Raw genomic sequence first — 14402 nt, 5'->3', positions numbered from 1 at the left:
AGCTGATCCCCATGCGCTTCAACCGGACTCTGCTCTCCGTCACCCTGGTCGTGGTCGCCCTCGTCCTCCAGGTCTCCGTACTCGCCCGCCTCCAGCTCCCCGGCGCCACCCCCGACCTGCTGCTGCTCGTCGTGCTCGGACTCGCCTTCGTGTACGGGCACGTCAGCGGCGCGCTCATCGGGTTCGGCGCGGGCCTCCTCGCCGACCTGGCGCCGCCCGCCGACCACGCCGCGGGTCGCTATGCCCTGGTGCTCTGCGTCATCGGATACCTAGCCGGTCTGGTCCGCCCCGAGAACGGCCAGCTCAAGTCGGCCTTCGCCCCGATGGCCGTCGTCGTCGCCGCGGCGATCGGGTCGACCCTGCTGTACGCCGGTGTCGGCGCCCTCGTCGACGACACGGCGGCCCGTCATGTGGGACTGGGCAGCCTGCTGTTCACCGCCGCCGTGTACGACCTGCTCCTCGCGCCGTTCACGGTTCCGCTGATCATGGCGCTCGCCAGACGTACCGAGAACGATCCGATCGCCGACAGTTCCGGTGGCGGCGATGTCGCCGCCGGCTGGCTGGCCTCGGGCACCGGGCTGCGGATCGGCAGCCAGCGGGGCGGACTGCGCGTCAAGGCCGCCCGTAACCGCGCCGCACGCGCAGGAAGGATCAAGGGGGTCAAGCGGCTGTGAGCAACATCCCGGAGACGGGCCGGACCCAGCGGGTCCAGATCCGTCTCGTCGTCATCCAGGTCCTCGTCTTCTCCCTGCTCCTGACGCTCGGCGGCCGGCTCTGGTACCTCCAGATCCGCAACGGCCAGGAGTACACCGACGAAGCCAAGAACAACCACGTCCAGCAGGTCGTCCAGCCCGCCGTCCGCGGCGCCATCCTCGACGCGCGCGGCGTACCCCTCGCCGACAACGAGACCCGCCTCGTCGTCTCCGCCAGCCGTACCGAGCTGATGAAGATGAAGGACGACGGCGTCGGCGTCCTCACCCGGCTCGCCGGCGTCCTGGACATGAAGCCCAAGGACGTCCGGGACAAGGTCCGGCTCTGCGACGCCAAGACCCCGCAGCCCTGCTGGAACGGCTCGCCTTACCAGCCGATCCCGGTCACCGACGAGGCCACCACCCAGCAGGCCCTCACCATCCGTGAGCGTGCCGAGGACTTCCCCGGCATCACCGCCGAACCCACCGCCGTACGCCGTTACGCCGCGCCCGGCAAGGCCAACACCTCCCAGGTGCTCGGCTATCTCTCGCCCGTCACCGACGAAGAGGTGACCAAGGCCCAGGACAGCGACTCGCCCTACCTCCGCTCCGACCAGGTCGGCCGCTCCGGTCTGGAGCGCACGTACGACAAGGAATTGCGCGGCAAGGCCGGCGTCACCCGCTACGAGGTCGACAACCTCGGCCGCGTCATCGGCCAGGCGCAGAACGACGAGGCCGAGCCCGGAGCCAGCGTCGTCACCTCCATCGACGCCCGGGTCCAGGCCGTCGCCGAGTACGAGCTCAACAAGGCGATGGAGACGGCCCGCAAGGAGATGGACCGCAACACCAACGAGCTCTACAAGGCGGACTCCGGTGCCGTCGTCGTCATGGAGGCCAAGACGGGCCGCATCGTCTCGATGGCCTCCCTGCCGACCTACGACCCAAACGCCTGGATCGGCGGCATCTCCGCCAAGGACTACGCGAAGCTCACCGGCAAGAAGTCCAACTTCCCGCTGCTGAACCGTGCCATCCAGGGAACCGCGGCCCCCGGGTCGATCTTCAAGGTCATCTCCTCGACCGCCGCGGTCAACGCCGGATACGAATTCGACGGCAACTACCCGTGCCCGAGCTCGTACTCCATCGGCGGCCAGGTCTTCAAGAACTTCGAGTCCCAGGGCTACGGCAGCATCAGCCTCGGCCGTGCCCTGGAGGTCTCCTGCGACACCGTCTACTACGGCCTCGCGCACAGGGAGTGGCAGAAGGACGGCGGCAACAAGCCGAAGAAGAACACCAACGACTGGTTCTACAAGACCGCGCACCAGTTCGGCCTCGGCAAGGAGACCGGCATCGACCTCCCCAACGAGGTCCCCGGCCGTGTCCCCGACCGTCAGTGGAAGCAGAACTTCTACGACGCCAACAAGACCTCTTGGTGCAAGCAGGGCAAGAAGGACGGCACGTACGTCGAGAAGATCGCGTACGAAGGCTGCCTCGAGGGCTACAAGATGCGCGCCGGTGACTCCGTCAACTACTCGATCGGCCAGGGCGACACCCTCGTCACCCCGATCCAGATGGCGACCATCTACGCCGCGATCTCCAACGGCGGCACGCTCTACGACCCGACCGTCGGCAAGGCCGTCGTGAGCGGGGACGGCAAGACGGTCCAGGAGATCAAGCCCCAGGCGCACGGCAAACTGCCCTTCAAGGGCGACACGCGCGACAAAATAGACGAAGCCCTCGCGGGAGTCGCGACCCGGGGCAGCGCCGCCTGGCGATTCGGCGGTTGGCCCCAGGACAAGATCCCGATGCACGCCAAGACGGGCACGGCCGAGGTCTACGGCAAGCAGACGACCTCCTGGTTCGCCACGTACACCAAGGAATACTCGATCGTCATGACGATCTCCCAGGGCGGTACGGGCTCCGGCGCCTCGGGCCCCGCCGTGCGCAACATCTACAACGCGCTCTACGGACTCGACTCCGCCGGGAAGCAGGACCTCAAGAAGGCTCTGCTGCCCAAGCCCCAGAAGACCCTGCCGAAGATCCAGCCGGACGGGCAGATCGAGTCTCCGAAGATCAAGCCCTACGTCCCCGAGCCCCCTGCCGAAGAGGGCACCCAGGCACTCGCGCTCGCCGGAGTGCCGTGGAGGCGGGACTGATGGCCGGATTCTCCGTTTCGCGCTACGCCCCCGAGCGTTCCTCCTGGGCCAAGCTCACCGCACGCGACTCCGTCGTACGGCGGCTGGACTGGCCCCTGCTCGGGTCGGCGCTCGCCCTGTCCTTCATCGGATCGCTCCTCGTCTGGTCGGCGACCCGCGGCCGTGACTCGCTCACCCACGGCGACCCGTACTACTTCCTGTTCCGGCACGCCCTCAACACCGGCATCGGTGTCGCCCTGATGGTCGGCACGATCTGGCTCGGCCACCGCACCCTGCGGGGAGCCGTCCCGGTCCTCTACGGCCTCTCGGTGCTTCTCGTCCTGGCGGTCCTCACGCCGCTCGGCGCCACCGTCAACGGCGCGCACGCCTGGATCCTCCTTCCCGGTGGCTTCTCCCTCCAGCCCTCCGAGTTCACCAAGATCACGATCATCCTGGGCATGGCGATGCTCCTCGCCGCCCGGGTCGACGCGGGCGACCAGCTGCATCCCGACCACCGGACCGTCGCCAAGTCGCTCGGCCTGGCGCTCATCCCGATGGCCGTGGTCATGCTGATGCCCGACCTCGGATCCGTGATGGTCATGGCCGTCATCGTGCTCGGCGTCCTGCTCGCCTCCGGCGCGTCCAACCGCTGGGTCTTCGGACTCCTCGGCGCGGGGACGACGGGCGCCGTCGCCATCTGGCAGCTCGGCCTGCTCGACGACTACCAGATCGCCCGCTTCGCGGCCTTCGCCAACCCGGCGCTGGACCCGGCCGGTGTCGGCTACAACACCAACCAGGCGCGCATCGCCATCGGTTCCGGCGGGCTCAGCGGCACCGGGCTCTTCAAGGGCTCCCAGACCACGGGCCAGTTCGTTCCCGAACAGCAGACCGACTTCGTCTTCACCGTCGCGGGTGAGGAGCTCGGCTTCCTCGGCGCAGGCCTGATCATCGTCCTGCTCGGCATCGTCCTGTGGCGCGCCTGCCGGATCGCCCGTGAGACGAGCGAGCTCTACGGGACGATCGTTGCCGCCGGCATCATCGCCTGGTTCGCCTTCCAGTCCTTCGAGAACATCGGAATGACGCTCGGGATCATGCCGGTGGCGGGACTTCCGCTGCCGTTCGTGTCCTACGGAGGATCATCGATGTTCGCCGTCTGGGTGGCGATCGGGCTGCTCCAGTCGATCAGGGTGCAGAGGCCGATAACGGCCTGAGCCGGTACCGGCCACCCGCGGGGCCCCCTGCCCATCGGCGCGGAACACGTCTAGATTCGGTTTATGGCGGACTCGAAGCGTGAGATCGAGCGTAAGTACGAAGCGACGCCCGGAACCCGGCTGCCCGACCTGACCCGTGTGGCCGGGGTGTCGGCCGTCGTCCACCGTGGCCTCAGGGAACTCGACGCCGTCTACTACGACACCGAGGACTTCCGGCTGGCCGCGGACTCGCTCACGCTCCGGCGCAGAACGGGCGGGGACGACGCAGGCTGGCATCTCAAGTTCCCGGTCTCCACCGGCATCCGCGACGAGATCCACGCCCCGCTCGCCGACACCCTGCCGCACAGCCTCGCCGCGCTGCTCCGCTCCCGGGTCAGGGACGCGGAAACGGTCCCCGTCGTCCGGCTGCTCTCCTCCCGGGACGTCCACCACCTGCTCGACGAGGACGGCGCCCTGCTCGCCGAGCTCAGCATCGACGCGGTCCGCGCCGAACGGCTCACCGCCGAGGCGCACGGCGCCGAGGCAGCCTGGACCGAGATCGAGGTCGAGCTGGCCGACGACGGAGACCCCGCCTTCCTCGACGCCGTCGAGCGGCGGCTCCACAAGGCCGGCGTACGGTCCTCGGCCTCGGCGTCGAAACTGGCCAGGGCCCTGGCCGAGACCGCCCCGAAGGAACAGCGGCGGAAGAGGAAGAACGGCGCGGCGGCCCCGCTCACGGCAGGCGACCACGTGCTCGCCTACGTACGTGAGCAGATCGAGGCCGTCATCGGACTCGACCCGGCCGTACGCCGCGACCTCCCGGACTCCGTGCACCGGATGAGGGTCGCCACCCGACGGCTGCGCAGCGCCTTCAAGACCTACCGCAAGGTGCTGGACCGGACCGTCACCGACCCCGTCGGCGAGGAGCTGAGATGGCTCGCCGCCGAGCTCGGCATCGACCGCGACCAGGAAGTGCTCGACGAGCGGCTCGGCGACCGGATCGCCGCACTGCCCCGCCCCCTCGTCCTCGGCCCCGTCCGCGGCCGCCTGCGCCTGTGGTCCGTCGCAGGGCGTGCCGGATCGCGGCGCCGGATCATCTCCGTACTCGACGGCAAGCGGTATCTGGCCCTGCTGGAGACCCTCGACGCCCTCCTCGCCGACCCGCCCCTGCGGCCCGGTGCCGCGGAGGAGCCGCAGGAGACCCTGCCCCGGGCCGTGCTCAAGGACTACGAGCGCCTCGCCACCCGGATCGGCCGTGCCCTGGAGCAGCCCCCGGGCGAGGAGCGGGACCTCGCCATGCATGAGGCCCGCAAGGCCGCGAAACGCGCGCGGTACGCGGGAGAGGCCGCCCGGCCCGCCCTGGGCAGGCCGGCCAAGAGGTTCGCCAAGCGCATGAAGGCGGTGCAGACGGTCCTCGGGGAGCACCAGGACAGCGTGGTCGCCCGGGACGCGTTGCGCACGCTGGCGGTCCAGGCGCACGGCGCGGGGGAGTCCGCCTTCACCTGGGGTCTGCTGTACGGACAGGAGGAGGCCGCGGCGGCCGACCGGGAGCGCGAACTGCCCGAGGTGTGGGCCCGGGCATCGGATCCGGAACTGCGATCGGCGCTGAAGGGCTGAGTACCGGGTTACGCTTGATGGTCACCCCTGCCAGCTCACGAAGGTCCCCAGATGTCTGCCGAGTCGGTCTTCCCGCAGCTCGAAGCTCTGCTCCCGCATGTGCAGAAGCCCATCCAGTACGTCGGCGGTGAGCTGAACTCCACCGTCAAACCGTGGGAGGAATGCGACGTCCGCTGGGCACTCATGTACCCGGACGCCTACGAGGTCGGACTCCCCAACCAGGGCGTCATGATTCTGTACGAGGTGCTCAACGAGCGCGAAGGCGTCCTCGCCGAGCGCACGTACAGCGTCTGGCCGGACCTCGAGGAGCTGATGCGCGAGCATCAGGTGCCCCAGTTCACCGTGGACAGCCACCGCCCCGTCGGCGCCTTCGACGTGTTCGGGCTGAGCTTCTCCACCGAGCTCGGCTACACCAACATGCTCACGGCCCTGGACCTCGCGGGCATCCCGCTGGAGTCCAAGGACCGCACCGTCGATCACCCGATCGTGCTGGCGGGCGGCCACGCCGCGTTCAACCCCGAGCCGATCGCGGACTTCATCGACTGTGCGGTCATCGGCGACGGCGAGCAGGCCGTCCTGGAGATCACCGAGATCATCCGCGCCTGGAAGGCCGAGGGCCGGCCCGGTGGCCGCGAAGAGGTGCTCTTCCGGCTGGCGAAGACGGGCGGGGTCTACGTCCCGGGCTTCTACGACGTCGAGTACCTCCCCGACGGCCGCATCGGCCGCGTCGTGCCCAAGAAGTCCGGCGTGCCGTGGCGCGTGTCCAAGCACACGGTCATGGACCTCGACGAGTGGCCGTACCCGAAGCAGCCCCTCGTGCCCCTCGCCGAGACCGTCCACGAGCGGATGTCCGTGGAGATCTTCCGCGGCTGCACCCGCGGCTGCCGTTTCTGCCAGGCCGGCATGATCACGCGCCCCGTGCGGGAGCGAAGCATCACCGGCATCGGCGAAATGGTCGAGAAGGGACTCAAGGCCACCGGTTTCGAGGAGGTCGGCCTCCTCTCGCTGTCCTCCGCGGACCACACCGAGATCGGTGAGATCGCCAAGGGCCTCGCCGACCGGTACACGGACGACAAGATCGGCCTCTCGCTGCCCTCCACCCGCGTCGACGCGTTCAACGTCGACCTGGCCAACGAGCTGACCCGCAACGGCCGCAGGTCCGGTCTCACCTTCGCCCCCGAGGGCGGCTCCGAGCGCATGCGCAAGGTCATCAACAAGATGGTCTCGGAGGAGGACCTGATCCGCACGGTCGCCACCGCGTACGGCAACGGCTGGCGCCAGGTGAAGCTGTACTTCATGTGCGGCCTGCCCACCGAGACCGACGAGGACGTCCTCCAGATCGGCGACATGGCGGTCAACGTGATCGCCAAGGGCCGCGAGGTCTCCGGCCAGAACGACATCCGCTGCACGGTCTCCATCGGCGGCTTCGTCCCGAAGCCGCACACCCCGTTCCAGTGGGCACCGCAGCTCGGCGTCGAGGAGACCGATGCCCGGCTGAAGAAGCTCCGCGACAAGATCCGCGACGACAAGAAGTACGGGCGCTCCATCGGCTTTCGCTACCACGACGGCAAGCCCGGCATCATCGAGGGCCTGCTCTCCCGGGGCGACCGCCGGGTCGGATCCGTGATCCGCGCGGTGTACGAGGCGGGCGGCCGTTTCGACGGCTGGCGCGAGCACTTCAGCTACGACCTCTGGATGAGCAGCGCCGAGAAGACGCTGCCCGCATTCGGCGTGGACGTCGACTGGTACACCACCCGTGAGCGGACGTACGAGGAGGTCCTGCCCTGGGACCACCTGGACTCCGGCCTCGACAAGGACTGGCTCTGGGAGGACTGGCAGGACTCGCTCGACGAGACCGAGGTCGAGGACTGCCGCTGGACCCCCTGCTTCGACTGCGGGGTGTGCCCCCAGCTCGACCTGGACATCCAGATCGGTCCGACGGGCAAGAAGCTCCTGCCGCTCACCGTGGTGAAGTAGCACCGAGACAGCCGTCCGGGTGACAGCCCGGTGAAGAAGGCCCGGCCGGGGAAACCCCTGGCCGGGCCTTCGCGTCATGTACTGCATGGACCACGACGAACGGCCGACGCCCGAGCGGTACGAAGGCGGGGAGGGCTGCCTGACCACCCTCATCAGGATTCCGGTACGGATCGTCGTGCTCGTCCTCGTCCTGCCCGTACGGATGATCTGGGACGTGCTCGTCGCGGGGCTGAGGGTCCTGGAGCGTGTGCTGCTGCGTCCGCTGCGGCGCGCCCTGGAGTGGCTGTACGACACCGTGCTCGCGCCTGTCGGACGCGCGCTCGCGTGGCTGGCCGTCGCCGTCCTCGTATGGCCCTGGATCGGGCTGTGGCGGTACGTCGTCGTCCCCGTCGTCCGCTACGGGATCGTCGCCCCGCTGGTGTGGCTGCACGGGGCCGTCCTCACCCCGGCCGGGCACGGCCTGCGGTGGGTGTACCGCAGGCTGCTCGTCCCGGCCGGCCGGGCGCTCGGCGCCGCCGTCGCCGGACTGTTCACCCTGCTCCTGGTGTGGCCGGCGACCGGCCTGTGGCGCTACGTCCTGAAGCCACTCGGAATCGCCGCCGACTGGCTCGTCACACACCTGGTCGTCATGCCCGTCGCCTGGGCGTACCGGTATGCGCTCACCCCGGTCGGGCACGGCATCGTCTGGGTGCTCACCCAGCTGGGGCGCGGGATCTCCGCCACCGGGCGGGGGCTCGTGGCTGCCGCCGTCTGGCTGATCATGACGCTCCTCTTCCTGCCCCTCGCCTGGGTGTACCGGCATGTCCTGGCTCCCGTCGGCCGGGAGGTCGCTGCCGCGGCCGGGGTCGCCTGGCGGATCGCCGGATACATCTCCCGGGCCGTCGGGCGCGCCCTGGCGTGGCTGGCGTGGCGTCTGGTCGGCGCGCCGGTGACCTGGGTCTGGCGCACGGTGTGCACTCCGGTCGGACACTTCGTACGTGACGCGGTGTGGGCCCCCGTCAGACAGGGCGCCCTGGAGGCGGGGCGCACCGTCCGCAGCGCGCTGAGCGCGGCCCGCGAGAGCGTGCGCACGGCCCGCCGCGACGCATGGCGCGCACTGGTGGGACCGCCGCAGGTCACAGAGGTGCGGGAACTACGGGGGTCCGCTGCGCGTACCCTGGGTAGAACAACGACTGTCCCCAGCGAGGCGCCCGCGCCCGAGATCTCCCTGCTCGCCGACAAAACCGTCGAGCGGGGGTGAGCCGGAGCGGCACCCCGGGGCACCCTGTACTTCGTGGGCGGTGCGCCACCGCGTCCGCCCCGCACCGAGGAGAAGAACCACTGGGCAAGCGACAGCCCGAAGGCCCGCCGCCCGCACCGGCGGTGCAGCGCATCAGACTGCGCTACACCAAGCGGGGCCGCCTCCGGTTCACCAGCCACCGAGACTTTCAGCGCGCCTTCGAGCGGGCACTGCGCCGCTCCGAGGTGCCCATGGCCTACTCGGCGGGCTTCACCCCGCACCCGAAGGTGTCGTACGCCAACGCCGCCCCCACGGGTACGGGCAGCGAGGCCGAGTTCCTGGAGATCGCCCTCACCGAGGCGCGGGACCCAGGAAAGCTCCGCGAGCTGCTCGACGCGTCGATGCCGGACGGCCTCGACATCATCGACGCGGTGGAGGCCCACACCTCGGGCCTCGCCGACCGGCTGACCGCCTCCGTGTGGGAGATGCGCCTGGACGGAGTCGACGTCGAGGACGCCCGCAAGGCCGTTGCCGCGTTCCTGGACGCCGAGACCGTCGAGGTCCAGCGGCGTGCGAAGAACGGGATGCGGAGCTTCGACGCCCGTGCGGCCGTCGCCGAACTACAGGCTCTTGATCCACAGCCTGATAGGTCCGGGGACAGGCCTTGTGCGATACTGCGCCTGGTAGTGCGGCACGTGACACCTGCCGTGCGACCCGACGACGTCCTGTCCGGTCTCCGAGTTGTGGCCGACCTGGCGCCGCCGGTCCCCGCAGCGGTGACCAGGCTGGCGCAGGGGCTCTTCGATGAGGAGTCCGGCACGGTGACCGACCCGCTCGCGCCTGACCGCGAGGCAGCCACGGCCGTTCTTGTTCCGGCCGACCGGCCCGCCGTCGCGACGGCGCCGGAAGGTGCAGGTTCCGCGTAAGGCGGTCGTTGTAGCGCAGCCCTTGGACTCGGGAGCCACCTGGGTCGGGCCGCGCACCGCCCCATAAGACTTTCGCCAGGCCGTGCGTAATCGCGTACGGAACCGGCGAGCCAGACATCAGCTCCCGTGCGGCGCCCGCGCCCCGGACGGCGGTATCGCGCACATCACGCGTACCGTGCCGGACCGGAATCAGGCGCGGCGCCCGGGAGCGTGACGGGAGAACCGCCCGCATGCTCGAGCCGATCGAACCCGGTACCACCGGGAACACAGAGGACAACACCCCCGGGGACAAGCTGCCTCCGCGCCGCAGGCGCCGCGCAGCCTCCCGCCCCGCGGGCCCGCCGTCGGGCGCACCGGGTGCGGCCGTCGCCGAGGACGCCACGCCGGCCATACCGGCCGAGGAGGCCGCGGTGACCGGTACGACCGGCACCGGGACGGCCGAGACCGCCGAAGCGGCGCCGCCGGTACGTGCCCGCCGTCGCGCGGTCCGCAAGGCCACCGCTCCCGCGGGTGCGCCGCAGACCCCCGAAGCCGTGGAGCCCGTCGCCGCGGCACCCGTGGAGACCCCGGCCGAGGCCGAGGAAGCCCCTGAGGCCGCAGAGCCGGCGCCGCCGGTACGTGCCCGCCGTCGCGCGGTCCGCAAGGCCACCGCCCCCGCGGGTGCGTCGCAGAGCGCCGAGGCCGCCGAGATCGTGGCCGAGCCGGCCGCGCAGGTCGCCGTGCCGGTCGCGGAAGTCGCCGAGCCCGTTGCCGAGGCGCCTGTCGTCGAGGCCCCGCGTGGTCGTCGTCGCGCCACCCGTAAGGCGACCGCTCCGGCAGGTGCCCCGCAGAACGCGGAGGCCGCCGCCGAGGACATCGTCGTGGCCGAGCCCGCAGAGCCCGTTGCCGCGGAGCCCACCGAGACCCCCGAGCCCGTCGCCGCGCCGCGCGGCCGTACCCGGCGCCGTGCATCGGCTCCGGCCGGTACGCCGCAGGGCACGCAGGCCGCCGAGGTTCCGGCCGAGACCGTGGCCGAGCCGGTCGCGGAAGTCGCCGAGCCCGTTGCCGAGGCGCCTGTCGTCGAGGCCCCGCGTGGTCGTCGTCGCGCCACCCGTAAGGCCACCGCTCCGGCAACTGCCCCGCAGCCGGCCGAGGAGGCTGCCGAGGAGGCCGCCGCCGAGACCGGTGAGAGCCTTCCCGCGGCTGTCGCCGAGGAGCTCGCCGCCGAGGCCGAAGAGGTCGAGGAAGCCGCGCCGCGAGGCCGCCAGCGCCGCCGGGCCACCGCCGCCGCGGGCAGGCCCGAGTTCACCGGCAAGGTCGAGGAGCCGGCACGCAGGAGCCGTCGTGCGACGCGCCCCGCCGTGGCCGTCTTCCAGGCACCGGTCTTCGCCGAGCCGATGTTCCAGACCCCGGAGACCGCGGCTGCCGCAGCGGCTGCCGCCGGTTCCGGATCGCAGTACGAGGACAACGACGAGTTCGAGGAGCCGAAGGCCCCCGAGCGCGCGTCGCGCAAGGCCGCGCCCGCACAGGCCGTCGAGGCTGAGCCCGCGGCGGAGGCCGCCGCACCCGCGCAGGCCGCCGAGGCCGCGCCGCAGGGCGGTTCGCGCCGTCGTCGCCGCCGTCGCGGTGAGGCGGTCGAGACCGAGCCGGCAGCAACGCCCATCACCCTCCCGGTGGAGGAGCCCGTCGAGGACGAGCACGAGGCCGAGCCCGAGGCGGAAACCGAGCACGAGGACGACTCGGACGAGTACGGCGACCGCCCCTCGCGCCGCCGTCGTCGTGGCGGCCGCCGTCGCCGTCGCGGTGAGACCAACGACGCGGACGACGCCGAGCAGCACGACGAGGCCTCCGAGGACGAGCAGGAGCAGGACGAGGACAACGACGAGGACAACGAGTCCTCGGCGTCCGGATCCAGCAGCAGCCGTCGCCGTCGCCGTCGTCGCCGCCGCAGCGGGGACGCCTCGGGCGAGGACGGCCCCTCGGGCCAGGACGACCCGGAGCGCACGGTCGTCAAGGTCCGCGAGCCGCGCAAGAAGGAAGCCGAGCGCGAGCCCGGCACCGGCTTCGACGAGGTCCAGTCCATCAAGGGCTCGACCCGCATGGAGGCCAAGAAGCAGCGTCGCCGCGAAGGCCGCGAGCAGGGCCGCCGTCGCGTCCCGATCATCACCGAGGCGGAGTTCCTGGCGCGCCGCGAGGCCGTCGAGCGCGTCATGGTCGTCCGCCAGAGCGGCGAGCGCACCCAGATCGGTGTCCTCGAGGACAACGTGCTCGTCGAGCACTACGTCAACAAGGAGCAGGCCACCAGCTACGTCGGCAACGTCTACCTGGGCAAGGTGCAGAACGTCCTGCCGTCCATGGAGGCCGCGTTCGTCGACATCGGCAAGGGCCGCAACGCGGTGCTGTACGCCGGTGAGGTCAACTTCGAGGCGCTCGGCATGGCCCACGGGCCGCGCCGTATCGAGACCGCGCTGAAGTCCGGCCAGTCGGTCCTCGTGCAGGTCACGAAGGACCCGATCGGTCACAAGGGCGCCCGCCTGACCAGCCAGGTCTCCCTGCCCGGCCGCTACCTGGTCTACGTGCCCGAAGGCTCCATGACCGGCATCAGCCGCAAGCTGCCCGACACCGAGCGGGCCCGGCTGAAGACCATCCTCAAGAAGATCGTTCCCGAGGACGCGGGCGTCATCGTGCGCACCGCCGCCGAGGGCGCGAGCGAGGACGAGCTGCGCCGCGATGTCGAGCGGCTGCAGGGCCAGTGGGAAGAGATCCAGAAGAAGTCGAAGAGCAGCGGGAGCACCAACGCCCCGACGCTCCTGTACGGCGAGCCGGACATGACCGTCCGGGTCGTCCGCGACATCTTCAACGAGGACTTCTCGAAGGTCATCGTCAGCGGTGAGGACGCCTGGGAGACCATCCACGGCTACGTCTCGCACGTGGCACCGGACCTCACGGACCGTCTGTCGCGCTGGACCTCCGAGGTCGACGTCTTCGCGACGTACCGGATCGACGAGCAGCTGATGAAGGCACTGGACCGGAAGGTCTACCTGCCCAGCGGCGGCTCGCTCGTGATCGACAAGACCGAGGCGATGGTCGTCGTCGACGTCAACACCGGCAAGTTCACCGGGCAGGGCGGAAACCTCGAGGAGACCGTCACCAAGAACAACCTGGAGGCGGCCGAGGAGATCGTGCGCCAGCTGCGGCTGCGCGACCTCGGTGGCATCGTCGTCGTCGACTTCATCGACATGGTGCTGGAGTCCAACCGGGACCTGGTCCTGCGGCGACTGCTGGAGTGCCTGGGCCGGGACCGTACGAAGCACCAGGTCGCCGAGGTCACGTCGCTGGGCCTGGTCCAGATGACGCGCAAGCGCGTGGGCCAGGGTCTGCTGGAGTCCTTCTCCGAGACCTGTGTCCACTGCAACGGCCGCGGCGTGATCGTGCACATGGAGCAGCCGACGTCCGTCGGTGGCGGCGGTGGCGGCGGCAAGCGCTCGAAGAAGCGCGGACGCGGTGGCGCCGGCCAGGAGCACGACCACGACCAGCACGTCCAGGACCACGAGCACGACGAGCATGAGGTCGAGAGCGAGGACGAGGTGGCGGCCGAGGTCGCAGCCCCGATCGCGCTGCCCGAGCCGGAGTTCGTCGCGGACGAGGAGCTGTACAGCAGCCCGGCCGAGGCGGAAGCGGCGGCGACACGCGGCCGTGGCCGTCGGCGTGCGACCCGCAAGGTGTCGGCTCCGGCCGGCGCGCCGCAGGCCGCAGCCCCTGCTCCGGTGGCCGAGCCGGCCCCGGCCGTCGAGGCCGAGCCGCAGGCGGAGCCGGTCGCCGAGACCCCGGCGGCCGCCCCGGTCCCCGAGGCCGAGGCCGCACCCGCGGGGCGTACGCGCCGCAGGGCGACCCGGAAGGCGACCTCTCCGGCCGGTGCTCCCAAGCAGGCCGACGTCGCGCCGCCGGTCACCCCGGCCGAGCCCGCCGCGGAACCCGTAGCGGTCGAGGACCCGGTCGTCGAGGCCCCCGCGGCCGAGGCTCCGGCCCCCGAGGCACCGGCAGCCGACGAGGTGTCCGCTCCGGCCGCCCCGCCGCGTGCACGCCGCCGGGCGACCCGCAAGGCAACCGCTCCGGCAGGTTCGCCGACCGGTGCGGACGAGGCCGCGGTCGTCGTGGTCACGGGAAGCTCCGCGGCCGAGCCGGCCCCGTCCGACGCCCCGGCGGCGGACGAGTCCGGGACGGAGACGGAAGCCCCGGTCAAGAAGGCGGTCCGCAAGGCCGCCAAGAAGGCCCCGGCCAAGAAGGCGGTCACCAAGACGGCCGCTAAGAAGACGGTCGCGAAGAAGACGACCGCGAAGAAGACGACAGCGAAGAAGGCAACGGCCAAGAAGACCGTCGCCGCCGAGCAGTCGTCGCCTTCCGTGACCGCTTCCGCGCAGGCCGACGAGTCCTGAGCAACGGTCGACTGAGCATTTCGTAATCGGTTGTTCATCGATCCGTGTCCCGCCCCGAAGCCTTCGGGGCGGGACACCTGCTTTGTTTCAGAACTGATGCACTGGCGGGTTAACGGGCCCGAAATCGCCTAGGAAATCCCTGATAATGTGACGGCGGTCGTCGGCCTGTTCAGGTCCCTTCGCGGGACTACGGTCGGTGACCGACCCGGTTCAGGACTGACTGGGCCCAGATTCCTC

At 70.9% G+C, this 14402-nt stretch carries 8 protein-coding genes; all 8 read left to right on the top strand.

Going from position 1 to position 14402, the window contains the following annotated elements:
- Window positions 1–11: 11 nt before the first annotated feature.
- The 8 genes from mreD to ACFW9O_RS09755 all read left to right on the top strand — a co-directional run bounded on the left by mreD (window position 12) and on the right by ACFW9O_RS09755 (window position 14165).
- Window positions 12–674, top strand: a complete 663-nt coding sequence (mreD, locus tag ACFW9O_RS09790; protein ID WP_384606989.1) for a rod shape-determining protein MreD — start codon at window positions 12–14, stop codon at window positions 672–674.
- On the top strand, window positions 671–2842 hold the full coding sequence (gene mrdA / locus ACFW9O_RS09785) for a penicillin-binding protein 2 (RefSeq protein WP_384606986.1): 2172 nt from the start codon (window positions 671–673) through the stop codon (window positions 2840–2842). The genes mreD and mrdA overlap by 4 nt, the downstream gene beginning before the upstream one ends.
- A complete protein-coding gene (gene rodA / locus ACFW9O_RS09780) occupies window positions 2842–4032 on the top strand; it encodes a rod shape-determining protein RodA (RefSeq protein WP_351175581.1) in 1191 nt (396 codons plus the stop codon). Before mrdA ends, rodA begins: the two co-directional genes overlap by 1 nt.
- Window positions 4033–4095: 63 nt before the next feature.
- Complete coding sequence (locus ACFW9O_RS09775; RefSeq protein ID WP_384606983.1) at window positions 4096–5628, top strand: CHAD domain-containing protein; 1533 nt, start codon at window positions 4096–4098, stop codon at window positions 5626–5628.
- A 51-nt stretch (window positions 5629–5679) separates the two neighbouring features.
- Window positions 5680–7605, top strand: a complete 1926-nt coding sequence (locus ACFW9O_RS09770) for a TIGR03960 family B12-binding radical SAM protein (protein WP_384606981.1) — start codon at window positions 5680–5682, stop codon at window positions 7603–7605.
- Between the two features lie 85 nt (window positions 7606–7690).
- A complete protein-coding gene (locus ACFW9O_RS09765) occupies window positions 7691–8845 on the top strand; it encodes a hypothetical protein (protein ID WP_384606978.1) in 1155 nt (384 codons plus the stop codon).
- 122 nt (window positions 8846–8967) lie between these two features.
- Complete coding sequence (locus ACFW9O_RS09760) at window positions 8968–9750, top strand: TIGR03936 family radical SAM-associated protein (RefSeq protein WP_384606975.1); 783 nt, start codon at window positions 8968–8970, stop codon at window positions 9748–9750.
- A 230-nt stretch (window positions 9751–9980) separates the two neighbouring features.
- On the top strand, window positions 9981–14165 hold the full coding sequence (locus ACFW9O_RS09755; RefSeq protein ID WP_384606972.1) for an Rne/Rng family ribonuclease: 4185 nt from the start codon (window positions 9981–9983) through the stop codon (window positions 14163–14165).
- The last annotated feature ends 237 nt before the right edge of the window (window positions 14166–14402 follow it).

It is taken from the genome of Streptomyces sp. NPDC059499, from assembly GCF_042749285.1.
Classification (GTDB): Bacteria; Actinomycetota; Actinomycetes; order Streptomycetales; family Streptomycetaceae; genus Streptomyces.
Note: the sequence above shows the minus strand (reverse complement) of the source record. Positions and strands in the feature narration are given on the sequence as shown.